This is a genomic window from Buchnera aphidicola (Ceratoglyphina bambusae) (assembly GCF_039363085.1).
Classification (GTDB): Bacteria; Pseudomonadota; Gammaproteobacteria; order Enterobacterales; family Enterobacteriaceae; genus Buchnera_G; species Buchnera_G aphidicola_E.
Genome location: NZ_CP134982.1, coordinates 57023 through 81694, shown reverse-complemented (window position 1 = coordinate 81694; position 24672 = coordinate 57023). Strand labels below are relative to the sequence as shown.

Genomic DNA, 24672 nt, shown 5'->3' with positions numbered 1-24672 from the left:
ATTATAGAATTTTATAATATTTTTTTTTTCAGTTCATAAATTAATTTTTTACATTCTATCTTATTTCCTACAGAAATCCTTATGCAATTTTTTAATCCTTTTTTATAACTTTGATCTCTTAATATTATTCCTTTTTTATTCATGTTTTTAAAAATAAAACTAGAGTCATAAAATTCAACTAATATATAATTCGCAAAACTTTTAAAAATTTTTTTAACATAACTAATTTTTTTTAATTCTTTTAACAACCAATTTTTGTTTTTATTTAATTTTAATACAGTTTTTTCCATAAAATTTAAAAAAGATTTATTTAATGCAAAATTAGCAATTTCATACGTTATACTTGGTATAGGATATGGAGATATTACTTTATTCAAAATTTTTATAATTTCACTATTAGCTAAAGTAAAACCACATCTTATACCAGCTAATCCAAATGCTTTAGAAAGTGTTCTTAATACAACTAAATTAGAATATTTCTTTATTAAAGGCACTACACTTTCTAAAATACAAAATTCAATATATGCTTCATCTACAATTACTAAAGCTTTACCAAAAGTAATTTCTAATATATTTATTAATTCTTTTTTAGACATTAAACATCCAGTAGGATTATTAGGTCTACAAATATATATTAATTTTATATAATTTATATTATTTTTTATTTTTTCATATTTTTTTAAACTATCATTTTTTAAAAAAATTTTAATTGATTCTACTCCAAATATTTCTGCAGTAATTTTATACATATCATATGTTGGATAAAAATATATTATTTTATCTACAAAAGGATTGCAAAAAGTTTTTATTAATAATTCAATAGATTCATCTATACCTCTACTAATTAATATGTTGTTATAATCTATATTAGAATATTTAGAATATTTATAAAGTATATCTTTAGATTGAGAATCTGGGTATCTATTTAAATGTTTGTTTACTGTTGAAAATTCATAACTAATTGGAGATTCATTTGCATTTAACCAAATATTTCCTTTAACACATAAACTTCTAGCTGATTTATATGAAGAAAATTTTTTTATGTCAAATTTAACTAACTTTTTAAAATCCAAGATTATATTTCTCCTTTAAATATTTTCTTCTAATATAAATAGAATTTCTATGACCTTCTAATCCTTCTACAGAAGACAAAGTTTCTACAGTATTAGAAAGTTTTAAAAAACCTTCATAAGTTAATTCTTGAATTGTAATATTTTTTATAAAATCTTTCAATCCTATTCCAGATACAGATGATGCATAACCATATGTAGGCAATACATGATTAGTTCCAGATGCATAATCACCAATAGATTCAGGAGACCATTGCCCCAAAAAAATAGATCCAGCATTTTCTACATATTTTAACAATGATTTAAAATTTTTAGTATATATAGCAAGATGCTCTGGAGAATATAAATTAGATATTTTTATACAATTAATTAAATCATCTGTCAAAATAAATTTGCTATTTGATAAAGAAAATTCAACAATGTTTTTCCTAGGAATATCATTTAATTGTATTCTTAAAGAATTAAAAACTTTTTTAAATAAAGGTTTATGATTAGTTATTAATATTACATGAGAGTCTTTACCATGTTCAAGCTGAGATATTAAATCAGATGCTATAAAATCAGGATTAGAATACTTGTCAGAAATTATTAATAGCTCAGACGGGCCAGCGATCATATCAATACTAGTACATACATTATCCATAATACTAATTTGAGATTTTGCTTCTGTTACATAACAATTGCCAGGCCCAAAAATTTTATTTACTTTAGGAATTGTTTTAGTTCCAAATGCCATAGCTGCAATTGCTTGAGCTCCCCCTACTTGAAATATTTTTCGTATATTACAAATTTTGGCTACATATAAAAGCTCATTACTAATTTTAGGAGGAGAGCAAATAACAATATTTTTACATCCTGCTATATTAGCTGGTATGCATAACATTAGCATGGTAGATATTAAATTAGAATTGACTCCTTTAGGTATATAAATTCCAATATTATTTATAGGATTAAATGTATATCTACAATTAATTCCTTTATCTATATTTATAGATAAATCTTGTAAATTATTTTGTAAAATATGAAATTTTTCTATATTTCTTTTAGCGTAAAATATAGCATTTTTAAATTTTTTAGATATTTTAATATTTTCTTTTTTAATTTTTTTACAATTTATTTTTATTTTATTTATTTTTATTTTATCAAAAATGTAAGAATATTTATATATAGCTGAATCACCAAATTTTTTAACATTTTCTAAAATATTTTTAACTTCATTTTTAACATTTTGACTTAGAAATGAAGCCGGTCTATTTAATACTTTAATTTTTTCTAAATCATTTAAACTTTTCCAATCATATATTTTATTTTTTATAAACATTTTTATTACTCCAACATTTTCTCAATTGGCAAAACTAATATAGATCTAGCACCTAAATTTTTTAATTTTTCCATAGTTTCCCAAAATATTGATTCTCTACTTACAATATGCATAACTACCATATTTTTTCTTCCTAACAACTTTGATATAGTAGGTTTTTCAGAATCTATAAATAATTTAACTACATTATCTACTTTATTGGAAGATATATGTAACATTATATATTTAGATTCTCTTGCTTTTATAGTACCATTTATTCTAGAAATAAATGTTTCTATAATATTTTTTTTAAAATCACTAAAATTATTTTTATTATGTATTATGCATGCGCTAGAATTATGTATAACTTTTACTTCTTTTAATCCATTAGATACTAAAGCTTCACCTGTAGAAACTAAATCAAAAATAGCATCTGCTAATCCTGCTCTAATAGCTACTTCAACAGATCCATTTAATTTACAAATTTTAAAAGAAACATTTTTGTTATTAAAATACTTTTTTAATATATAAGGATAAGAAGTGGCTATTCTTAATCCATTTAAACAATTAATATCATGATATTTTTTTTCCGCTGGTATTCCTATAGATAATCTACATATACCAAAATCTAAATGTTTTAATATTTTAAAAGATATTTTTTCAGATTTAAATTTTCTTTTTAATACCTCCTCTTCTAAAACATTTCTACCAACTATTCCTAAATCTACTATACCATCTATAACTAATCCTGGTATATCATCATCTCGAACACACATTACATCAATTGGCATGTTTTCAGAAAAAGATATTAATTTATTTTTTTGAAAATTTATTTTTATACCACAATTATATAATAATCTTCTTGAATCTTTACTAAGTCTTCCAGATTTTTGTATAGCTATTCTCAATTTATTATCATACATTTTAAATATCTCTCTTAATTTTTAAACTTTTTTAAAAATATAATTATAAAAAATATAATTAAATGTAAAACATGTATATTTTACAAAATTAATTGTTTTTCACAAAATATAAATATAATATATTTTAAATATTTAAAAAAATTAAATTTCAATAATAACAAAAATTGAAGAACTTTTTCCATATATTCTCGGAGCTTCATGAAAAGCAATTATATCAGGGTGATTAGATAACCAAAATGGTATTTGCTTTTTTAAAATTTCTTTACCATGACCATGAATAATACTAATACAAGAAATTTTTTTTTTATGACAAAAAGTTAACAAACTAGCTAATTCTCTTTTAGTTTCAATAATGTTTAATCCATGTACATCTAAAAAAATTTCAGGAAAAAAGTTTCCATAAATTATTTCTTTCAAATTTTTATTAAAACAATTAGATCTAACATATTTTATTGGTTTATAAGATAATCTACTATTTGACTTTTTTTTAGACAAAGAATAATTATGAAAATCTTTTTCAAAACATAACTTTCTATAAAAATTTTTTTTTTCACAATAATTATTTCTAGTATGAAAAACATTATCTTGCACTATCTTTTTTATTTTATTAAAAGATTTTTTAAATAAATTAAAATCATTATAAGAAACAAATTTTTTTCTATTCATAATTTCACCAAACAACAAATTACAAAAAAATAATAAATTTTTAATAATATCATAAATTTTATTTTTTTTTAAACAAAAGAATTTTATAAAAGATAAAAATAATAAAAATTTCTTAAACATATAAATTATGTATATAATAATTTCAAAGAAAAATTAAAAATTAAATTTTATAAGGTTATAAAATGTCAGGAAACACTATAGGAAAAATATTTTGTGTAACTACTTTCGGAGAGTCTCATGGTCATTCTTTAGGATGTATAATAGATGGAATGCCACCAGGAATTAAAATATGTAAAAAAGATATACAAAAAGAACTAGATAAAAGAAAACCAGGAAATTCTAGATATACTACCCAAAGAAAAGAACAAGATAAAATAAAAATATTATCAGGAATATTCAATGGCAAAACTACTGGTACTAGTATTGGTTTAATAATAAAAAATGAAGATCAAAGAACAAAAGATTATGATGAAATAAAAAATATATATAGACCAGGTCATGCAGATTACACATATGAAAAAAAATATGGTATTAGAGATTATAGAGGAGGGGGTAGATCATCAGCAAGAGAAACATGTATGAGAGTAGCCGCAGGAGCCATTGCTAAAAAATATTTAAAAAAAAAATATAATATAAAAATAATAGGATATTTAAAAAAAATAGGTAATATATCTTGTAAAATGAAAAATTTCAAAACTATAAAAAAGAATCCATTTTTTTGTGGAGAAGAAAAAAAAGTAGATTTAATAAAAAAAATTATAAAAAAAATGAAAAAAGAGGGAAATTCAATAGGAGCCAAAATAAGAATCATAGTAAAAAATGTACCAATAGGATTAGGAGAACCAGTATTTAACAAACTAGATGCAGATTTAGCGCATGCATTAATGGGAATTAATGCAGTAAAATCTGTAGAAATTGGTGATGGAGTTAAAGTTGCTAGTAAAACAGGCAAAGAAAATAGAGATGAAATTAGTAATAACGGATTTATGTCAAATCACTCTGGGGGAATTTTAGGAGGCATAAGTAATGGGGAAGATATAATATTAACTATATCTTTAAAACCAACTTCTAGTATTAGAATAAAAGGAAAAACTATAAATGTAAAAAATGAAAATACTGAAATAATTACTAGAGGAAGACATGATCCATGTGTAGGAATAAGAGCAGTTCCTATAGCAGAATCTATGACATCAATTGTTTTAATGGATCATATACTAAGACATAAAGCACAATGTGGAAAATAAAAATTTTTAAAAAATATTTATATAAAAATTATCAATTCACAATTTATTATGAAATATATAATACATTATATAAAAAAAAATAAATATTTAGTAAAATGTGTAATTTTAAATAATAATTTTTTTTAACCAGTTACTTCATAAAAATTGATAAAAAAAAATATTTCAACAACTATTTTTTTTTTAGATAAATTTTTAATTTTAAACATTTTTTAATAAATTATATTTTATATAAAAATTCTTTATGCTAAGAGAGAGTTAATATGTTTAAAGGAAGTATTGTTGCTTTAATAACTCCTATGAAAAAAAATGGAGAAATATGTTATAAAAGTTTAAAAAAATTAGTAAAATATCATATAAAAAATAATACTAATGCTATTGTTTCTGTAGGGACTACAGGAGAATCTGCTACTCTTACACAAGAAGAACATTATAATATTATAGTAAAAACAGTAAAATATGCTAAAAAAAAAATACCAATAATCGCAGGTACTGGCTCTAATTCCACTTATGAAGCTATACAACTAACAAAAAAATTAGAAAATTCAGGAATATCAGCATGCCTTAGTGTAGTACCATATTATAATAAACCTACTCAAAAAGGAATGTTTAAACACTTTAATGAAATTTCCAAAAATACTAATTTACCACAAATATTATACAACATACCACAAAGAACTGGTGTAGACTTGCTCCCAGAAACAGTTTTAAAACTATCTAAATTAAAAAATATAATTGGAATAAAAGAAGCAAGCGGTGATTTATCTAGAGTAAATCATATAAAATCCTTAGTAAATAAAAAATTTTTATTAATAAGTGGTGATGACAATACAGCATTAGATTTTATACAATTAGGAGGACATGCAGTAATTTCTGTAACAGCTAATATAATTCCTTATAAAATTTTTAAAATATGTAAATTAGCTATACATCAAAAATTTAAAAAAGCTAGAAAAATTAATTTTGAAATTTATAAATTGAATAAATTATTATTTATAGAAACAAATCCTATACCAATAAAATGGGCGGCAAAAAAATTAGGTATAATTAACCATGATTATGTAAGACTACCATTAACAAAATTAACTAAAAAAAATCAAAATGTATTAAATAATACGCTAAAAAAAATAATATAAAAAAATATAAATTTAAAAAATTAATATAAAAAAAAATAAAAATACACAGAGTGTCTATTAGATACTCCGTGTATTATAATAAAAAACATATTAAAAACAAAATTATAATTTAAAATTTAATCTTTATTTAAAAATAATATTTTTATAATATTTTCATAAATTAAACTTAATTTTTTTAAATCAGATATTTTAACATTTTCATTTACTTTATGTATATTACTATTTAATAATCCTAATTCTATTATTTCAGACTTCATAGAAGAAATAAATCTACCATCTGAAGTTCCCCCTGAAGTAGAAATATTAGGGTGCATTTTATTAAAAAGAAAAATAGATTTTTTAACAGCATCCAAAAGTAATCCATTTTTAGTTATAAACGGGCTTCCTGATAATCTCCAAAAGATTTTATATTTTATGTTATGTAATTTTAATAAATTTTGTACACATAATTTTATTTTTTCTACATTATTTTTATAACTAAACCTAAAATTAATTCTAATATATAAACTTTCTGAATGCGAATTTTCTACAACATCTTTTGATCTTATCTTAGAAATTTGGACACAAGTTCTTTCATCATAATGTTTTATATTTTCTTTCCAATTAAATTTTATTAAATCATTTATGAAAAAACATGTTTTATGTATTATATTTTCAGAAAATTTAGGATAGGCAATATGACCTCCTTTTCCAAATATATGTATTTCAACATTTAAAGATCCTCTTCTACCATTTTTTATGGTATCTGCTAAAAATTTTTTACTAGTAGGCTCTCCAACTATGCAATAATTTATTTTTATTTTTTCATTAATAAGGTTTTTAACAACCTCTTTTATTCCATATTTTCCACTTCCTTCTTCATCAGAAGTTAACAAAATTGTAATTTTACCTTTATATTGATTACTATATTTTAATAAAAATCTTTCTATAGCTGTGATAAATGCCGCTATAGCCCCCTTCATGTCAGCAACTCCTCTTCCAAATAAATTATTCTTATAAACAGTTGGATTAAAAGGATAAAACTTCCATTTTGAAATTTCTCCAGGAGGTACTACATCAGTGTGGCCTAAAAAATTTATAGTTTTACCATTATTATTACCTATTTCAGCCCAAATATTTTTAGTATCTTTTATATTAAAATATTTTATAGAAAAACCAATTTTAATTAATCTATTACAAATGATTTTTTGGCAACCTAAATCATTAGGGCTAATAGACGGGATAGAAATTAATTTTTTCGCTAATTTTAAAATAGGGCAAATCATAAAATATTCTCACTAAAAATATAAATGTATATATCAATTTATTAATATAAATAAATTTAACAATTTATCTTTCTTATAAAAAAATTTTTTATTTTTTTTACTATTTTACTAGTACAAAAACCAAACTTTTTAAATAAAATATTTCCAGGAGCAGAATCTGCATATTTATTTATTCCAATTGATAAATTATTATAACCTATATATTTAAACCAAAAATCGGAAGTACCAGCTTCTATAGAAACTCTATTTTCTATTTTTAATGGTAATACACTATTTTTATATGAAACGTCTTGTGAGTCAAATAAATTTGTAGAAGGCATTGATACTAAACGTACATTATAATTACTTTTGCTTAATATGATTGAAACTTCATATGCAATACTTAATTCTGATCCACAAGAAATTATTATTAAATTAGGATCATCCGAAAAATCTTTTAATATATATCCACCCATACATATGTTTCTATAATTTTTTTTGTTTTCTTTTATAAATTTTAAATTTTGTCTTGATAAAATTAATGCTGATGGACCATCTTTTCTCTCTATAGAATGTTTCCAAGATACTGCAGTTTCCAATTGATCACAAGGTCTCCAAACATTTAAATTTGGTATAATTCTTAAACTAGACAATTGCTCTATAGGTTGATGTGTAGGCCCATCCTCGCCTAATCCAATAGAATCATGAGTATATATGAAAATATGATGCATTTTCATTAAAGCTGCCATTCTAACAGCATTTTTTGCATACTCCATAAACATTAAAAATGTTGCAGTATAAGGAATGAAACCACCATAGTTAGATATACCATTTGCAATAGCAGTCATACCAAATTCTCTCACACCATAATCTATATAATTACCCGGAGAATTATTATATATAGATTTTGATCCAGACCATTTTGTTAAATTACTAGGAGACAAATCAGCTGACCCACCTAAAAGCTCAGGCAAATATTTTCCCAAAACTTCTATAGAATTTTGAGAAGATTGTCTAGTAGATATATCATTGTAATATTTTGATGTTTTCTTAATAAAATTAAAAAAATTTTTACTAAACTTTTTAGGTAATTTTTTTTCCATTCTTCTTATATATTCTTTATATAATTTAGGATATTTTGTTTTATATTTTAATAATATATTGTTCCATTTCTTTTCTAAATTTCTACCTTTATTGACAAAATTCCATTTTTTATATATTTTATCAGGAATAAAAAATGGTTTATATATCCAATTTAATCGTTTTTTTGTTAACTTAATTTCTTCTTCACCTAATGGTGATCCATGAACTTCAGCAGAATTTTCTTTATTAGGAGATCCATAACCTATTAAAGTTTTACATATTATAATTACTGGTTTATTTAATAAACTTTTTGCTTTTTTAATAGCATTATTTATTTCAATATGATCATGACCATTAACATCTTCAATTACATGCCAATTATATGATTCAAACCTTTTTTTTATATCTTCTGTAAACCATCCTTTAACATTTCCATCAATTGAAATATTATTACTGTCATAAAAAACTATTAACTTATTTAATTTTAAGTGACCAGCCAAAGAACAAGCCTCATGTGATATACCTTCCATTAAACAACCATCTCCAACAAAAACCCATGTATAATTATCTATTAATTTAATTTTTTCTCTATTAAAACTTTTACTTAAAACATTTTCTGATATAGCCATACCTACTGCATTAGATAATCCTTGTCCTAAAGGACCAGTAGTTATTTCTACACCTGGAGTTACATTTTTTTCTGGATGTCCTGGAGTTTTAGATCCAAATTGTCTAAAATTTTTTAGATCTTCTATTGATAGATCATATCCAGTTAAATGTAATAAACTATATAATAACATAGATCCATGACCATTAGATAAAACAAATCTATCTCTATTGTACCAATTAGGATTTTCAGGATTATGTTTAAAATGTTTTCTCCATAATACCTGAGCTATATCAGCCATTCCTAACGGCATACCAGGATGTCCTGAATTAGCCATTTGTATAGCATCAATACTCAATGCTCTTATTGCATTAGATAACAATAATTCTGAACACATAAGATACCCTTACATTTATTTAAAAAATTTAAATTTTAAAAAACTTTTAATACTACATATTTTTTCTTATAATATTTTCTATTTTTTCTTGATCATAACTAAATTGTCTTATTCCTTCTGAAAGTTTTTCTACAGCCATAGCATCTTTGTTATGTTGAAAACGAAACTCTGATTCAGTTAATTTACTTTTTTTAGAAACATTTATTTCAGGTAAAAATAGTTTTCTATCGATAATTGTATTATTAGATTTTAACTTAGACAATAGTATAGGAGAAATAGTTAGATAATCACAACCAGAAAGTGATAATATTTGTTCAGTATTTCTAAAACTTGCAGCCATAATAATAGTTTTGTAATTATTTTTTTTATAAAAATTAAAAATTTTTCTAACTGATTTAACTCCTGGATCTTTATAATTGGAATTAATTTTTAAAAGTTTATTCTTTAAATACCAATCATAAATTCTACCCACAAAAGGAGATATTAAAAAAACTTTAGCTTCAGCACATGCTCTAGCTTGAGCAAAAGAAAACAGTAAAGTTAAATTGCAATTTATATTTTCTTTTTCTAACTCTTTAGCTGCTTGTATAGACTCCCATGTAGAAGCTAATTTTATTAAAACTCTATTTTTATTAATATTATTTTCTTCATATAATTTTATAATTTTTTTAGCTTCATATATACATAAATTTTTGTTAAAAGAAAATCTAGAATCAATTTCAGTAGATACTTTACCTGGAATTAATTTTAAAATTTCAGTTCCTAAATCCACAGAGATTTTATTACTTGCATTTAATATTATCTCCTCTGAAGTGCCACCAATTTTTTTAGCATAATTTATAGAATTGGATATTAAATTTTTATAACAAGATGACTTAATAGTATTTAATACTAAAGACGGATTAGTAGTAGCATCTTGCGGATTAAATTGCTTTATTAAATCTAAATTACCTGTATCTATAACTACTGTACTATATTTTTTTAATTGATCTAATTGATTCAAAATTTTAACTCCTACATACTAAAAAAAAATAATTTAAAAAATATTTTTTTTATTATAATATAAAGTTATATAATAATATATATATTATAATTTTTTATATAATTAAATTTATAATATAAAATTTTTTATAATTATACTTACATTAGTTCCACCAAAACCAAAATTATTGGACATAGCAAAAATAATCTTTTTTTTAATTTTTTTCATTACAATATTTTTTGTGGAAATAGAGTTATCAACTTTATCTATATTAACAGATGGCACAATAAAATTATTTTTAATCATTAATATAGTATAAATAATCTCATGCACACCTGATGATCCTAAAGAATGACCTGTAATAGATTTAGTAGATGAAATTAATGGAAAATATTTTTTGCCAAAAACTTTTAAAATAGATTTATATTCCACTATATCTCCTATTTTAGTAGAAGTAGCATGTACATTTATATAATCAATTTTTTTTTTTATTCCTTTAATAGCTTTTTTCATACACCTCACAGATCCTTCTGAAGAAGGCAAGATTACATTAAATCCATCTGAAACAGATGCATAATTAAAAATTTCTGCATATATATTAGCTTTCCTGGAAATAGCTAATTCTAATTCTTCTAGAACCAAAAAACCACTACCTCCTGAAATTACAAAGCCATCTCTTTTAGAATCAAACGCTCTGGAAGATTTTGTAGGATTATTATTATAATTTTTAGATAAAACACGCATTATATCAAAACTATATATAGATTCTAAACTTATTTCTTCTCCACTACCAGCAAAAACAATATCTTGTTTACCATATTTTATTAAATCAAAAGCATTACATATACAATGAGATGAAGTTGTACAAGCAGAACTAATAGAATAACTTACTCCATAAATTTTAAAATATGTAGACAAACAAGCAGTAATATTTGAAGGAAGTGATTGTATAGCAAAATATGGATGTACTTTTTTTTTTTCATAAATAGATTTATAAAATAAAAATTGAGAACTATATGATGAATTTCCTGATCCTGCTATTAAACCTACTCTAGAATTTTTTTGATACAATTTAGTACTAAGCTTTGAATCTTCTAATGCTTCTAAAAAAGCAAAATATGAGTATATTGTTGATAAATTCATAAATTTAAAAATTTTTTTATCAATTTTTTTTTTTTTATCTAATTTTATATCTCCTATTACATTACTAAACATATTTAATTTATGCATTTTTTTAGAAAAAGAAATTCCAGATTTCAAATTTTTCAAAGAATATAAAACTTCACTTTTGTTATTTCCTATACTAGATAATATTCCTATACCTGTTACTACTACTCTTCTCATAAAAGTTTCCAAAAAAAATATTAAAATTTTAAAAAATATATTTTTAAAAAAACAATGTTATATTTATAATTTATTATAAAATTAATATACAAATTAATTTAAAAAAAATATTACTAAATTACAAAATATGAACGCAAAAAACAAAAATAAAGGTGATTTATATATAGTATCTACACCTATAGGAAATTTAGAAGATATAACATATAGAGCTATAAAAATACTAAATTTTGTTAATATTATAGCAGTAGAGAATATAAAACATACATATAAATTATTAAATTTTTATAAAATAAACACAAAAACTATTTCTTTAAATAAAGAAAATGAAAAAAAAAAACTAAATATTTATTAAAAATTTTATATGAAAGAAAAAATGTAGCTATAGTTTCTAATGCTGGAACTCCTATAATAAATGATCCAGGAGAATTTTTAGTAAAAAGATGTCATGAAAAAAATATTAAAATAATTCCTATTCCAGGTCCATGCGCAGCTATATCTGCAATTTCTAGCTCCGGTATAAGCGCAAAAAAATTTTGTTATGAAGGATTTATTCCATCTAAAAAAAATGATAGAAAAAAAATATTTTCTAAAACTTCATTAGAAGAAAGAACTATTATTTTTTATGAAACTTCTAAAAGAATAATAAAATCTATTAATGAAATGATAAAATTTTTTGGAAAAAATAGAAAAATAACAATAGCAAAAGAAATTACAAAATTTTGGGAAATAATTCATAAAACAAATATAAAAAATCTAATAAATTGGCTTAAATATGATAAAAAAAGATATAAAGGAGAAATAGTATTAATAATAGAAGGAAAAAAAAATAAAAAAAGCAAAATTATAGAAAAAAATGTTCTTAGAACTTATCAAATTTTAAAAAAAAAATTACCAAAAAGTAGTTGCATAAAATTAACATCAAAAATACATAAAATAAAAAAAAATTTATTATACAAATATATTTTAAAAAAAAATAATGAAATAAAGTTTCATATATAATATATTAATGTTATTGAAGTTGGCCATACAGTCGCTTTTTATAAAATATTATAATAAAAAGAGGAAAGTCCGGACTCTATACGGGTAAAGTGCCAGGTAACTCCTGGGAAGTGTAAACTTACGAATAGTGCAACAGAAAATAAACCTCCTATAAAAATTTTAGGAAAGGGTGAAAAGGTGTGGTAAAAGCACACCGCGCAAGTTGGTAACAATTTGTGGTCAATGTAAACTCCACTTAGAGCAAGACTAAACAAGACTAAAATACCCGTAAATAAAGTCTGGGTAAGTCGCATGAATTAATAAGTAATTACTAATCTAGATGAATGACTGTTTAATACAGAATCCGGCTTACAGGCCAACTTCAATAAAAAAAATATTTTTTACACAATTGATAAAATATTTTATTTTCCAGATATGTTCATATTTTCTAACAATAAAGAAGGACAAGAAATTTTATTAATTTTATTGAAATCATCAGAAAAATCTACAATGTTCAAAAACATATCTTTTAAATTATTTGAAATAGTAATTTCATGAATAGGATATTTTAACATACCATTTTCTACAAAAAAACCACTAACACCTATAGAATAATCTCCGTTGATAATATTAACTCCATCACCAATTAGTTCATTAACTAATATACCTGTATTCATTTTTTTTAATAATTCATTAAAATTAATTACTTTATCTTTTTTAGAAAAAACTCTCCAATTATATGTTCCTATAGAATTTCCAGTAGTTTTTAAATTCAATTTATTAGCGCAATAATTGTTTAAAATCCAAGTTCTTAAAAATCCGTTTTTAATTATATATTTTTGATATGTAAAAGTTCCTTCTGAATCAAATGCATGAGAACATAATCCATATTTCAAATGAGGATCTTCAAAAATATTCAACCAATCAGGAAATATTTTTTTATTTAAAAAATTTAATAAAAAAGTAGATTTTTTACATACATTTTCTCCTAATATTGCTTCTGACAAGTTTTCAAACAAACTATAACTTACTTCATTAGAAAAAATAACTGGAAGTTTATTAGTTAAAATTTTTTGTGAAGAAATTTTATGTATAGCTTTTTTAGCTGAATTTCTTCCAACTATTTTAGGTGTTTTCAATTTATTAAATTTTGCAGAACAAGAATAATCTATTCCATTATAGATTTTATCTTTACATTTAGATATTACACTAGACATTAAAAAATAATGACTAGTAGAATAAGACATAATATTTCCATAGTTATTTCCAAAAATTATATTAGAAATATTTTTTGAAAAATTACTTCCTTCACTATTAAAAATTTTTTTATTATATTCATAAGCATATTGTTCTGTATTATAAGCAATTTTAATAGCTTCATTTTCTTTTATAATTTTTGAATGACAAAATTTAAATTTATTATTTTTTAACTTGTTGTTTTTTCTTTTAAAAATATTATTATATTTATCACAATTTACGTATCTTAAATTTTTAATTGCATAATTAATATTTTTTTTTATTTCTTTTATATTCAAATTAGTAGTATATATACTACTTTTTTTATTTTTATTATAAATAGTAATATTAACTTTATTATCTTTATTAAATTCTACAATTTCTGTATGTTTATTTCTTACTAAAACATTTATATAATCATTTTTTACAACATATAAATCAATATATTCAATTTTATTTTTGTAAATTTCTAAAATTTCTAATACTATATTTTTTATTTTTTTTTCTGAGTAAAACAAAGTTTTATTTTTATTCATAATGTAATATTAAATACAATTTAATTATATATGAAAATAATATATAATATTTCATATCATTACTAAAACAAAAAATTTTTTAAAAAAAATAAAAATTAATTTATTAAAAAAAAATATGAATATAAAAAAAATTTTATCAGGAAAAAATCCTCCTAAAGATATTTATACAATAATAGAAATATCACTGAATTCATTTCCAATAAAATATGAAATTAATAAAAATTGTGGAAATATATTTGTAGATAGATTTATTCCTGTATCAATGTTTTATCCTTGTAATTATGGTTATATTAATAATACTATTTCTTTAGATGGAGATTGTTTAGATTCTTTAGTTATAACTACATATCCATTAATTCCTAAATCAATAATTAGATGCAGACCAATTGGAATGTTAAAAATGAAAGATGAATTAGGAGAAGACAACAAAATAATTAGTGTTCCTTATAAAAATATAACTAATGAATATGAAAAAATATTAAATATAAAAGATTTAAATAACAATATTAAAAATAAAATAAAAAATTTTTTTTGCAATTATAAGAAATTAGAAAAAAATAAATGGGTTAAAATAATTGGATGGGGTGATAAAAAAGAAGCTGAAAATGAAATATTAAATTCTATAAAAAGAATAAAAAGTAAAAAATAAAACATTTAACATGATGAAAATTTTATAAATTATAATTTATTACAATATATAACTATAAAATAAATTTTTATTAAGGAAATTACTTTGTCAAAAATATGTCAAATTACTAAAAAAAAAACAATGTTTGGAAATAAAAGATCTCATGCAATGAATTCTACAAAAAGAATGTTTAAAGCAAATATACAAAAGCATAAATTTTGGATACCAAAAATAAAAAAATTTATAAAAATTAAAATAAGCTCTAAAGGAATAAGAGAAATAAATAAAAAAGGAATAGATTATATATTTAAAAAATATTTTAAAAAATAAATTAATTTGGAATAATAAATGGCTAAAAAACTAAGAGAAAAAATAAAATTATTATCTACATCTAAAAATGGTCACTTCTATACAACTACAAAAAATAAAAGAAATAATCCTGAAAAACTTAAATTAAAAAAATATGATCCAATTTTAAAAAAACATATATGGTACAAAGAATGTAAAATAAAATAATAATCTTTTAAATATAAAATATTAAACGAATTGAAAAATTAAAATTAATAATAAAAAATCAATTCGTTTAATTCAAGCAGTTAATATTTTTTTTATAAATTTAAAAATGTAATTTTTAAAAAAGTCAATAAATTATTATGTTTTTTTGAAAATTATTTATTTGTTCAAACATATTTTGTAACAAATTACAAAAATTATTTAAATTTATTGGAATATAATAATATAGAATTAATAAACCAATTAATAAAAGTGCTGGCAAAAAAATAGAAAAAACAGAAAATTGAGGAATAGCTTTGTTTAAAAAAAACATCATAATATTTAAAATTAAAATAATTATAATAATAGGAATAACTAAAATAACTCCGCTATAAAAAACTTTTGAAAAAAAAGATAATGTAGAAAAAAAAATATCTTTTGAAAAATAAAAACTCTTAATTGGAATATATTTAAAACTGTTAAAAATTATATAAATTATCCAAAAATGACCATTATTAGAAAAAAATATCATTAAAATAAAAATTTTTATGAAATAAGAAAATACAGAAGAATTCCATTTTTGCGTAATGTCAAATACAGTAGATAAAGATAATCCTATTTGTAAACTTATTATTTCTCCTATTATTATAGGAATAGAAAATATTAGTTGTATTAAAAAACCTAAAAAAATTCCTATAATAATCTGTTCCAAAAAAATTAAAAAACCAATACTAGAAAATATAGAAATATAATTATCTTGATAAAAAAAACTAGAATATAAAAAACTAATAAAAATAGAAAACAATATTTTAATTTTTTTGTTTAAAAATTTTTCTCCAAATATTGGGATACATACTATTAAAGATAGTACTCTTGCTAAAACAAAAACAGTTTCGTTAAAAACTTCAATAATTTTATATAAATTTAAATATATCATGTATTTATAACTATAGGTAAAATTTTAAAAAGATCTTTAATATAATTAATCATAGTATTTAACATCCATGGTCCTAAAAAAATTAATACACTAAATACAGAAAATATTTTAGGAACAAAAGATAAAGTTTGTTCGTTTATTTGTGTAATAGCTTGAAATATACTTATTACTAACCCGATTATCAATACAACTATTAGTAAAGGCATAGAAATTATTAAAGTCGTTTTTATTGCTTCACCTAATAAGGTGTTAATAGATTCTAAAGTCATATTTATACCTAAATTTTTAAAATTTTAATGAAAAAATTAAAAATAAAAACTTTCAACAAGTGAACGTGATAATAAATGCCATCCATCAGCCAAAACAAAAATAATTAATTTAAATGGTAATGATATGCTGGAAGGAGGAACCATCATCATCCCTAAAGCCATTAAAACACTGGATACTATTAAATCTATTACAATAAATGGGACAAACAGCATAAATCCAATTTGAAAAGATATTTTAAGCTCATTAGTAATAAATGTTGGTACTACTATATATAATGGAATATCATATTTATTTTTAAATTTCATATCTTTATTTTTAGATAATTTAAGAAAAAAAGATATATCTGAATCTTTTACTTGATTTAACATAAATTTTTTAAAAGGCAAAATTGCTGATTCAATTGCTTTCTCAGAATTAATTTGTCTATTAACAAAAGGCAAATAAGAATCTTTATAAACTGAATTAAACACTGGAGACATTATAAAAAAAGTAATAAACAAACTCAGTCCTATAAGTATTTGATTAGGAGGGGCATAAGATAAACCTAATGCATTTCTTAACAAACTTAAAACAATTATTATTCTAGTAAAACTAGTCATTAATAAAATTAAAGCAGGTAAAAAACTTAGAGAACTAATTATTATTAAAATGTCTAAAGGAATAGAAAAATTGTTTTCTTTATTTAAAAACAAATTATTTATTGAATTCAAATTTGAAGCATAAACAGAAGTAGAAAATAATGAAAAAAAAAATAATAAAATCTTACTATATCTCATCATAGTATCCAAAGAATTATAAAATTATTATAAAAATTATAATATTATTTATGTTAATAAATTATTTATATTTTATTAAATAAAAAATTTTAAAATTACTATTTTAAAATTTTTTATATTATTTTATTTCTTTTAAATTATTTAATATTTCTAAAATTCTAATTCCATAACTATTTTTAATAACCACTATTTCACCTTTAGCTATCACACAATTATTAGCTAAAACATCTAACGGCTCTCCAGCTAATTTATTTAATTGTATTACTGAACCATTTTTTATAGACAATAATTTTTTTGTTTTTATTTTTACACTACCTAATTTTACAGATATTTTTATTTTAATATCTCCAATATAATTAATTTTTTTATTTAAATCCTCTGAGTTTAAAACATCTTTATTTAAATTTTCAGAAAAAGTTTCATTATCTAACTCATATTTACTTTCAGTATTATTTTTTGAAGAATATTTTTTAAATTTGTCTAATTCATTATTCATATTATCTCCATGTTTTAAAAATGTTGAATAAACTATTTTTTGTATTAAGATAGAATTTTTACTTTTAAAAACTATGTTTTCACCGGTAAAAAATAATTTTTTATCAATATATATAAATGTTTTTTTAGGATTTTCTATTTTTAGAATATCATTTTTTTTTAATTTATATAAATTTAACAAAGTTATATAAAAATGTTTTAAATAAGATTTCATAACAAATTTTATATTTTTAAATAAATTAAAAGTTATTTTACTATTTATTTTTTTAGCACTATTTATTTTTTTTATTAATAATTTATTTACATATTTAATAAAATTTAAAGGGAAACATATGCTAAAAGAATTGCTATGTTCATTAGTACAAAAATTAAAATTAACAATAATTACAAAATTATTTAAAGAAAAAAAATTTTTATTAAATTTGTACATAAATTTATTAGTTCTATATGAAATTATATTTAAAAATAAATGTTTATATAATATTTTAGATAATTTTTTAATAACACAGCTTTTAAACTTGTTATTTATAAAAATTTCACTATAAGAAATACTATTAAATTTATTTTCATATAAAAAATTGTATTTTCCTCTAAAAAATATTTCTAAAATTCTTAGTATGAAACTATGAGAATAAATTAAAAAACCAAAATCTTTTATAGAATTTATTTTAAAACAATTCAAACTAATTAAAGAAGATGAATTTCTAAAATATTTTTTATAAGTATTTATTTTTATTTTATCAACATCTACTTTAATATTGTAATCTAACATGTTTGATAAAAATATTTCTAAATTTTTAGAAAATTCTTTAAATATTTTATATAAAAAGTTTTTTTCTTTCGAATAAAAATTATTTAAATTTATATTAAAAATTTTTGATAAATATAAATCATTTATAAGAAATTTTTTATCAAATTTAATTTTCTTATTCTTTTTTAAAACACAATCATATTTTTTAAAAATTTTGTTAACATGAACAAAACAATTAAAATTTTTTTTCATAAATTTCCTTAAAAATATATAAATATATAAAAATTTAAAATATAATTAATTATATTTATTTGTTTCTATTTAAAAAAAAATATTTTAGTATTTTCCTCATTATTTAATTGATACTCAAAAAACTCTTTTTTACATTTTTTTTTTATAAAAAAAAATTTAAAAAATTTTAAAATTTCTATTTCTTTTTTATTTTTTAAAAAATTTAATAAAAAATTTTTATATTTTGTATTTATTTTTAAAATATGTTTTTCTTTTTTTTTTATACCATAGTTTAATAAACTTAAAAAGTTATTAAAATTATTTAATTCAACAGATTTAATTCCACGTAAAATCTTTTTATTAAAGTTTTTATAATATTCATAATTATAATATTTTAATAATTTTAATTCTTTTATATTATTTATTTTTTTTTTTTTAAATTTAAATATTTTTCAGAATTTTTTTTTAATTTAATTTTTTTTAAAATTAATAATAAATTTAATAAACGTATTTTACTTTTCATACATTTCCTAATATTTCATAAAAAATTTATTTGTTTAATATTTTAACAAAATATTTATAAGAATCTTTAAAATTATGCATAACATCTCTATCTTGTTGCAAAAATTTTTTAATTTTAGGCCATAATTCTATAGCATTATCTAAATTTTTATCAATTCCTTTTACATAAGCCCCTAAGTGTATTAAATCTTTATTTTTCATATATTCAGATATCAATTGTTTTAAATAAACAGATTTTTTATAATGATCTTTATCTACTATGTCATACATAATTCTACTTATAGAAGATTCAACATCAATAGCAGGATAATGACCTGAATCAGCATAATTTTTAGATAAAACAATATGTCCATCCAATATAGATTTAGCTAAATCAGATATTGGATCTAAACTCTCATTGTTTTCAGTAAGAACAGTATATAATCCAGTTATAGAACCATTTTTTATGTTACTATTTCCAGATCTTTCTATGAATAAAGGTAATTTATAAAATATAGAAGTTGGATAACCTCTTACTACTGGTAATTCTCCTATAGACAAAGCAACTTCTCTTTCAGCCATAGCATATCTTGTTAAAGAATCTAATATAAATAAAACATGATTTCCTTTTTTTCTAAAATATTCAGCTATTTTAGCAGAATATAAAGATCCTTGTATTTTTAATAATGGAGTAGTATTAGCTGGAGATACTATTACAACAGATTTGTTAAAATTTTTTGCAACTTTTATATTTTTTATAAATTCTAAAATTTCTCTACTTCTTTCCCCTATTAATCCAATAACACATACATCAAACTTGGAATATTTAGAAATCATACTTAATAAAACACTTTTACCAACCCCAGTTCTTGCAAATAAACCAATTCTTTGCCCTTTACCAACAGTTAAAAAAAAATTTATTGCTCTAATTCCAGTATCTAAAATTTCAGTAACTGGATGTCTTTTTAATGGATTAATTTTTTCATAAGAAGTAGAAACTAATTCTGAACAATCTATAGATCCTAATTCATCTAATGGATTACCATAACTATCAATAGTTCTTCCTAACAACTCATAACCTACAGGAAATTTTTTTCTTTTATGATTTCCATGTTTATCTACTTTAGGAAAAACTCTTAAACCAGGAGATATACCTTTAGAATCTTCAAATAACATAACAAATATATTATTATTTTTAAACCCTATGACTTCCCCTTCTATTAAAAAAATACTTTTGTTATAAATTACTTCAATTATACATATTTCTCCTACAGACAAATTTAATCCAGATACTTCTAATAATAGACCAACAAAACTCACTAAATATCCATGTTTATTAATATTTGGTATTTTTTTAATTTTTTTTTCTAAAAATTTTATATTTTTTAACCAACTTTCTAAATTTTCATTCATTTATTTTTCTCTACTAAAAAAATTCTATACAAATGGTTCCAACAATCTGAATTAGTAAAATTAACATTTATTTCAGGAGAATAAATTTTAAACTCTCCTCTACAAACATTGTTATTTGAAATTAAAGTCCAATTTTTATATTTAAAAAAAATTTTAAAATGTTTTTTAACTATATTTATATCTTTTGGATTAACTATAAAATTAAAATTATTTAAAAACATAAATTCTTTATATAAATATTTTTTTACTTTAGTAATTAAATTTTTAGATTTTTTTTTAATAATAACATTATTATTATTTTTTAAAATGCTAAATAATGCTTTTACTAATCTTATAGAAATATAAGAATCTATAGAATTAATAGATTTTTTTAAATTATAAAATAACTTGTCTATTTTTTTATTTTTTTTTTTATTATTTTTTTTAAATAATATATATTTTTTAATTCCTAATTTATATCCTTCTTCTTTTCCTTTTAAAAAGGCTTTATTATAAATATTTTTTCTTTTTAATAGAAAATTATTTTTTAAAATTTTACTTTCTTTTTCTGTCTTTACTTTAATTTTATTAATACTATTTTTTTTATTGTCAGAAAAACAATCCTTAGGATTCCACTTTATCCATTCATTATTATAAAATAATTTAATCATAAATTTTTTCCAAATCTTTTAACAATAATACATTTTTTTTTAATAAAGTTTTTAACATTTTTACAACATTTTTTTTACTAATATTAATTTTATTTAAAGAAAAATCTTTATGTTCTTTTCCAATATTTTTAATAAAATAGTTTAACTGTTTTTTAGACATGTTTATTAAAAATTTTTTTTTAAATTTTTCAGGAAGATTATATATAGATTTATATAAAATTTTTTTATTAATATATTTTAAAAGAACATATATATTATTATCATTTAAATAAAATATGTCTTCAAAAGAAAAAATTTGACATATAATCTTTTTTTTTATCTTATTGTCATCTTTAAAAATATTTTTTAACATATAAATTTTATCTTGTTTAGAAAAAAAATTTAATAAATTTTTAATATAACAATATTTATTTTTTTTATATTTTTTTTTTTTAGCAAATAACGAATTAATTATAATAAAAAATTCATTTTCAAAATTTTTTTTTATACCTTTAAAATTTAACATTCTATGTAAAATATTAAATCTATATTTTCTTTTATATAATGAAAGTATTTTAACAACTTTTTTATTTTCAAGATAAGTTAATAAAATAGAAACTATTTGAGGATGTTCTTTTTTTAAAATCATATAAACATCTTTATAATTATACAAAGAAATTTTATTCACATTTTTAAAAAATAATTTCTTATTTTTAATTTTATTCAAAAAAACATTAATTTCTTTTTTATCAAATATGTTAAATAATATAGAATTTAAATAATTGTTTTTATCTTTTTTTTTTTTATACAAAATGTTTTTTAAAGAATGTTTATAATCATTTAAAGAAATTTCTATATTATCTTTAGATAAAATATCCGGCTCTAACAATTTATATATTATTTTTTTTATTACACTTTTGTCTAAATGTTTTAATATTTCTAAACTTTTTTCTATTCCTAAAAAAAATAGTAAACATGCACTTTTTGCATAACCATCTAATCTATTATTCATTTTTATTTATCCAATTTTGAATAACTTTTGCTATAAATAAAGATTTTTCTTTAAAAATATTTTTTTTATTTTTTTTTGATGAGTCAATATTAATTAAACTTGTTGACAAACTCTTTTTAATGTTTTTTTCTTCACTGTTATCAATTTTATTTTTGTTATTTTTTATTTTATTATGATTTTTTGATTTTGTAATAAATATATTTTTTATAAAATAAAAAATAACTTTTTTAAATAAAAATTCATATAAAATAAAAATAAAAATTAATAATATAATCCAGTAATACCATTTACTAAAAAAATTTAAAAAATTTTTTTTTTCTAATTTAATGTTTTTTTCTTTAATTTTTTCTGAATTGAAAAACAATGAATTAACTAAATCTACTGTATCACCTCTTTTTTCACAAAAACCAATAGAATTTTTTATTAAATTTTCAATTTCTTTCATGCTATTATTACTTATAGGTATAAAATTTCCTTTAGAATCCTTTACATAGTTTATAACCACTCCCACAGATATTCTTTTTAAATTTCCTGTATTCATTTTAGTGTTTATAATATCATGATCTAATTCATAATTTGTAGTATTATCATAATTAGAATTATAATTATCATTTTTCTTCAACAAATTTTTTTTTACATATTTATTTTTATCATAATCTTGAACTTGTTTTTTATTGTTTCCAAAAATATTAAAACTAAATCTACTTTTGTTTTTATTTTCTAAATTATTTTTTTTTCTTTCCAAATTTTTATTTAAAACATCTTCTTCGTTTTCAACATTATTATTAACATTATTAAATTCTTTGTGATATATTTTCTGATTAGAACGTATAGCTTGAGAATTAGAATTATAATTAGGTTTATACTTTTCTTCAATTTTCTCTTTTTTATCAAAATCTATTTGAGCAGTAACTTGAGCTTTAACGTTATTTAATCCAAATAATGGAACTAAAATTTCTTCTATTTTATTTTTATATTTTTTTTCTATACTATCTAAATATATTAATTTATTATTATTATATTCATCATAATCCATAGATTGATTTAAAAAATTTCCATATTGATCTACTATAGTTATATTTTTAGATTTTAAACCAGAAACACTTTTAGAAACTAAATGTAAAATTGCATTTATTTTGTTAAAACTTAATTTTTCACCAAATTTTAAAGTCAATAAAATAGATGCTGTAGGATTTATATGATCATTAACAAATATAGATTTAGAATGTAAAACTATATGAACAGATGCATTTTTTATAGAATCTATTTTTTCTATAGTTTTAGATAATTCACCTTCTAATGCTCTTTGATAATTAACTTGTTCATAAAACTGACTTTCTCCAAATTTAGATTTGTCTAAAATTTCAAATCCAACAACATTTTCTTTAGGAATACCTTTTTCAGATAAATTCATTCTAACTTTATAAATTAATTTTTTAGGTATTTCAATTCCATTAGCAAATTTATTTAATTTATAAGGAATATTCATACTAGATAATTCTGAGATGATAAAATTCTTATCCTTATCAGATAAATTATTATATAATGTACTATAATTTGATGATATACTTAAAAATAAAATAGAAATTATTGCAGTAATAGAAAATGAAAAAAATATTAAAGAAACTATAATATTCTTTTTTATTAAATTTAACAAATTTTTAAAAAAAAAATTTTTATCCGACTTTTTTTCAACTGATAATTTATCATTCATAGAAATTTTCTCATTTAATATAATACAAATTATAATATTAAAACATTTTTATAAAAAACCATAAAAAAACAATAAAAATT

At 19.9% G+C, this 24672-nt stretch carries 24 protein-coding genes and 1 other RNA gene; 8 read left to right on the top strand and 17 right to left on the bottom strand.

The features are described from left to right. Window positions 1–11: 11 nt before the first annotated feature. The 4 genes from hisC to smrB form a co-directional block, all read right to left on the bottom strand. Window positions 12–1079: a histidinol-phosphate transaminase gene (hisC, locus tag RJD23_RS00395; RefSeq protein WP_343188389.1), complete on the bottom strand. Its 1068-nt coding sequence runs from the start codon at window positions 1077–1079 to the stop codon at window positions 12–14. After that, a complete protein-coding gene (gene hisD / locus RJD23_RS00390; RefSeq protein WP_343188283.1) occupies window positions 1063–2391 on the bottom strand; it encodes a histidinol dehydrogenase in 1329 nt (442 codons plus the stop codon). The genes hisC and hisD overlap by 17 nt, the downstream gene beginning before the upstream one ends. A 5-nt stretch (window positions 2392–2396) precedes the next feature. Next, a complete protein-coding gene (gene hisG / locus RJD23_RS00385; protein ID WP_343188282.1) occupies window positions 2397–3293 on the bottom strand; it encodes an ATP phosphoribosyltransferase in 897 nt (298 codons plus the stop codon). A 141-nt stretch (window positions 3294–3434) separates the two neighbouring features. After that, on the bottom strand, window positions 3435–3959 hold the full coding sequence (smrB, locus tag RJD23_RS00380) for an endonuclease SmrB (protein WP_343188281.1): 525 nt from the start codon (window positions 3957–3959) through the stop codon (window positions 3435–3437). A gap of 182 nt (window positions 3960–4141) precedes the next feature. On the opposite strand from smrB, the gene aroC reads away from it, so the two are divergent. Together aroC and dapA are read left to right on the top strand one after the other, a co-directional pair. Then, complete coding sequence (aroC, locus tag RJD23_RS00375) at window positions 4142–5203, top strand: chorismate synthase (RefSeq protein WP_343188280.1); 1062 nt, start codon at window positions 4142–4144, stop codon at window positions 5201–5203. Between the two features lie 260 nt (window positions 5204–5463). Beyond that, window positions 5464–6336 (top strand): 4-hydroxy-tetrahydrodipicolinate synthase, encoded by an 873-nt coding sequence (gene dapA, locus RJD23_RS00370; protein ID WP_343188279.1) that lies wholly within the window; start codon window positions 5464–5466, stop codon window positions 6334–6336. Between the two features lie 116 nt (window positions 6337–6452). Here the strand turns inward: dapA and dapE are convergent, their stop codons facing one another. From dapE to RJD23_RS00350, 4 genes are all read right to left on the bottom strand, one after another. Then, on the bottom strand, window positions 6453–7601 hold the full coding sequence (dapE, locus tag RJD23_RS00365; RefSeq protein WP_343188278.1) for a succinyl-diaminopimelate desuccinylase: 1149 nt from the start codon (window positions 7599–7601) through the stop codon (window positions 6453–6455). A 56-nt stretch (window positions 7602–7657) separates the two neighbouring features. After that, window positions 7658–9667 (bottom strand): transketolase, encoded by a 2010-nt coding sequence (gene tkt, locus RJD23_RS00360; RefSeq protein WP_343188277.1) that lies wholly within the window; start codon window positions 9665–9667, stop codon window positions 7658–7660. Window positions 9668–9719: 52 nt separating this feature from the next. Continuing rightward, a complete protein-coding gene (tal, locus tag RJD23_RS00355) occupies window positions 9720–10670 on the bottom strand; it encodes a transaldolase (RefSeq protein ID WP_343188276.1) in 951 nt (316 codons plus the stop codon). Window positions 10671–10778: 108 nt separating this feature from the next. After that, on the bottom strand, window positions 10779–11993 hold the full coding sequence (locus RJD23_RS00350; protein ID WP_343188388.1) for a beta-ketoacyl synthase N-terminal-like domain-containing protein: 1215 nt from the start codon (window positions 11991–11993) through the stop codon (window positions 10779–10781). 127 nt (window positions 11994–12120) lie between these two features. Between RJD23_RS00350 and RJD23_RS00345 the strand changes: the two genes are divergently transcribed. The 3 genes from RJD23_RS00345 to rnpB all read left to right on the top strand — a co-directional run bounded on the left by RJD23_RS00345 (window position 12121) and on the right by rnpB (window position 13359). Then, on the top strand, window positions 12121–12345 hold the full coding sequence (locus tag RJD23_RS00345) for a hypothetical protein (RefSeq protein ID WP_343188275.1): 225 nt from the start codon (window positions 12121–12123) through the stop codon (window positions 12343–12345). 2 nt (window positions 12346–12347) lie between these two features. Then, window positions 12348–12992, top strand: a complete 645-nt coding sequence (gene rsmI, locus RJD23_RS00340) for a 16S rRNA (cytidine(1402)-2'-O)-methyltransferase (RefSeq protein WP_343188387.1) — start codon at window positions 12348–12350, stop codon at window positions 12990–12992. A gap of 15 nt (window positions 12993–13007) precedes the next feature. Beyond that, an RNA gene (gene rnpB / locus RJD23_RS00335) (RNase P RNA component class A) lies at window positions 13008–13359 on the top strand. A 34-nt stretch (window positions 13360–13393) separates the two neighbouring features. On the opposite strand, the gene RJD23_RS00330 is transcribed toward rnpB, so the two are convergent. Then, window positions 13394–14743 carry a metallopeptidase TldD-related protein gene (locus RJD23_RS00330; protein WP_343188274.1) on the bottom strand — a complete coding sequence of 450 codons (1350 nt, stop codon included), beginning with the start codon at window positions 14741–14743 and terminating at the stop codon, window positions 13394–13396. Window positions 14744–14858: 115 nt separating this feature from the next. Between RJD23_RS00330 and ppa the strand changes: the two genes are divergently transcribed. The 3 genes from ppa (at window position 14859) to rpmG (ending at window position 15887) form a co-directional block, all read left to right on the top strand. After that, window positions 14859–15392: an inorganic diphosphatase gene (ppa, locus tag RJD23_RS00325; RefSeq protein WP_343188273.1), complete on the top strand. Its 534-nt coding sequence runs from the start codon at window positions 14859–14861 to the stop codon at window positions 15390–15392. A gap of 84 nt (window positions 15393–15476) precedes the next feature. Further along, window positions 15477–15701 carry a 50S ribosomal protein L28 gene (gene rpmB, locus RJD23_RS00320; protein ID WP_343188272.1) on the top strand — a complete coding sequence of 75 codons (225 nt, stop codon included), beginning with the start codon at window positions 15477–15479 and terminating at the stop codon, window positions 15699–15701. 18 nt (window positions 15702–15719) lie between these two features. After that, window positions 15720–15887, top strand: a complete 168-nt coding sequence (gene rpmG, locus RJD23_RS00315) for a 50S ribosomal protein L33 (protein WP_343188271.1) — start codon at window positions 15720–15722, stop codon at window positions 15885–15887. A gap of 124 nt (window positions 15888–16011) precedes the next feature. Here rpmG and fliR read toward each other — a convergent pair whose 3' ends face one another. The 8 genes from fliR to fliF form a co-directional block, all read right to left on the bottom strand. Next, the gene (gene fliR, locus RJD23_RS00310; RefSeq protein ID WP_343188270.1) at window positions 16012–16800 is read right to left on the bottom strand and encodes a flagellar biosynthetic protein FliR; all 789 of its coding nucleotides are present in this window, start codon (window positions 16798–16800) and stop codon (window positions 16012–16014) included. Continuing rightward, entirely contained in the window at window positions 16797–17069 is a 273-nt protein-coding gene (gene fliQ, locus RJD23_RS00305; RefSeq protein WP_343188269.1) for a flagellar biosynthesis protein FliQ, read from the bottom strand. Before fliQ ends, fliR begins: the two co-directional genes overlap by 4 nt. Before the next feature lie 36 nt (window positions 17070–17105). Next, the gene (gene fliP, locus RJD23_RS00300; RefSeq protein WP_343188268.1) at window positions 17106–17846 is read right to left on the bottom strand and encodes a flagellar type III secretion system pore protein FliP; all 741 of its coding nucleotides are present in this window, start codon (window positions 17844–17846) and stop codon (window positions 17106–17108) included. Window positions 17847–17964: 118 nt separating this feature from the next. Continuing rightward, window positions 17965–19344 carry a FliM/FliN family flagellar motor switch protein gene (locus RJD23_RS00295; RefSeq protein WP_343188267.1) on the bottom strand — a complete coding sequence of 460 codons (1380 nt, stop codon included), beginning with the start codon at window positions 19342–19344 and terminating at the stop codon, window positions 17965–17967. 528 nt (window positions 19345–19872) lie between these two features. Beyond that, window positions 19873–21237 (bottom strand): FliI/YscN family ATPase, encoded by a 1365-nt coding sequence (locus RJD23_RS00290; protein WP_343188266.1) that lies wholly within the window; start codon window positions 21235–21237, stop codon window positions 19873–19875. Next, on the bottom strand, window positions 21234–21887 hold the full coding sequence (locus RJD23_RS00285) for a FliH/SctL family protein (protein ID WP_343188265.1): 654 nt from the start codon (window positions 21885–21887) through the stop codon (window positions 21234–21236). Before RJD23_RS00285 ends, RJD23_RS00290 begins: the two co-directional genes overlap by 4 nt. Beyond that, on the bottom strand, window positions 21880–22878 hold the full coding sequence (locus RJD23_RS00280) for a FliG C-terminal domain-containing protein (RefSeq protein WP_343188264.1): 999 nt from the start codon (window positions 22876–22878) through the stop codon (window positions 21880–21882). Before RJD23_RS00280 ends, RJD23_RS00285 begins: the two co-directional genes overlap by 8 nt. Beyond that, window positions 22871–24592 carry a flagellar basal-body MS-ring/collar protein FliF gene (fliF, locus tag RJD23_RS00275; protein ID WP_343188263.1) on the bottom strand — a complete coding sequence of 574 codons (1722 nt, stop codon included), beginning with the start codon at window positions 24590–24592 and terminating at the stop codon, window positions 22871–22873. Before fliF ends, RJD23_RS00280 begins: the two co-directional genes overlap by 8 nt. Window positions 24593–24672 lie beyond the last annotated feature (80 nt).

What these genes read in the sequence shown, in the direction of transcription:
- hisD (WP_343188283.1), bottom strand. Translation starts at nt 2,391, where the DNA reads ATGTTTATAAAAAATAAAATATATGATTGGAAAAGTTTAAATGATTTA.
- hisG (WP_343188282.1), bottom strand. Translation starts at nt 3,293, where the DNA reads ATGTATGATAATAAATTGAGAATAGCTATACAAAAATCTGGAAGACTT.
- smrB (WP_343188281.1), bottom strand. Translation starts at nt 3,959, where the DNA reads ATGAATAGAAAAAAATTTGTTTCTTATAATGATTTTAATTTATTTAAA.
- aroC (WP_343188280.1), top strand. Translation starts at nt 4,142, where the DNA reads ATGTCAGGAAACACTATAGGAAAAATATTTTGTGTAACTACTTTCGGA.
- dapA (WP_343188279.1), top strand. Translation starts at nt 5,464, where the DNA reads ATGTTTAAAGGAAGTATTGTTGCTTTAATAACTCCTATGAAAAAAAAT.
- dapE (WP_343188278.1), bottom strand. Translation starts at nt 7,601, where the DNA reads ATGATTTGCCCTATTTTAAAATTAGCGAAAAAATTAATTTCTATCCCG.
- tkt (WP_343188277.1), bottom strand. Translation starts at nt 9,667, where the DNA reads ATGTGTTCAGAATTATTGTTATCTAATGCAATAAGAGCATTGAGTATT.
- RJD23_RS00350 (WP_343188388.1), bottom strand. Translation starts at nt 11,993, where the DNA reads ATGAGAAGAGTAGTAGTAACAGGTATAGGAATATTATCTAGTATAGGA.
- RJD23_RS00345 (WP_343188275.1), top strand. Translation starts at nt 12,121, where the DNA reads ATGAACGCAAAAAACAAAAATAAAGGTGATTTATATATAGTATCTACA.
- RJD23_RS00330 (WP_343188274.1), bottom strand. Translation starts at nt 14,743, where the DNA reads ATGAATAAAAATAAAACTTTGTTTTACTCAGAAAAAAAAATAAAAAAT.
- ppa (WP_343188273.1), top strand. Translation starts at nt 14,859, where the DNA reads ATGAATATAAAAAAAATTTTATCAGGAAAAAATCCTCCTAAAGATATT.
- rpmG (WP_343188271.1), top strand. Translation starts at nt 15,720, where the DNA reads ATGGCTAAAAAACTAAGAGAAAAAATAAAATTATTATCTACATCTAAA.
- fliR (WP_343188270.1), bottom strand. Translation starts at nt 16,800, where the DNA reads ATGATATATTTAAATTTATATAAAATTATTGAAGTTTTTAACGAAACT.
- fliQ (WP_343188269.1), bottom strand. Translation starts at nt 17,069, where the DNA reads ATGACTTTAGAATCTATTAACACCTTATTAGGTGAAGCAATAAAAACG.
- fliP (WP_343188268.1), bottom strand. Translation starts at nt 17,846, where the DNA reads ATGAGATATAGTAAGATTTTATTATTTTTTTTTTCATTATTTTCTACT.
- RJD23_RS00295 (WP_343188267.1), bottom strand. Translation starts at nt 19,344, where the DNA reads ATGAAAAAAAATTTTAATTGTTTTGTTCATGTTAACAAAATTTTTAAA.
- RJD23_RS00290 (WP_343188266.1), bottom strand. Translation starts at nt 21,237, where the DNA reads ATGAATGAAAATTTAGAAAGTTGGTTAAAAAATATAAAATTTTTAGAA.
- RJD23_RS00285 (WP_343188265.1), bottom strand. Translation starts at nt 21,887, where the DNA reads ATGATTAAATTATTTTATAATAATGAATGGATAAAGTGGAATCCTAAG.
- RJD23_RS00280 (WP_343188264.1), bottom strand. Translation starts at nt 22,878, where the DNA reads ATGAATAATAGATTAGATGGTTATGCAAAAAGTGCATGTTTACTATTT.
- fliF (WP_343188263.1), bottom strand. Translation starts at nt 24,592, where the DNA reads ATGAATGATAAATTATCAGTTGAAAAAAAGTCGGATAAAAATTTTTTT.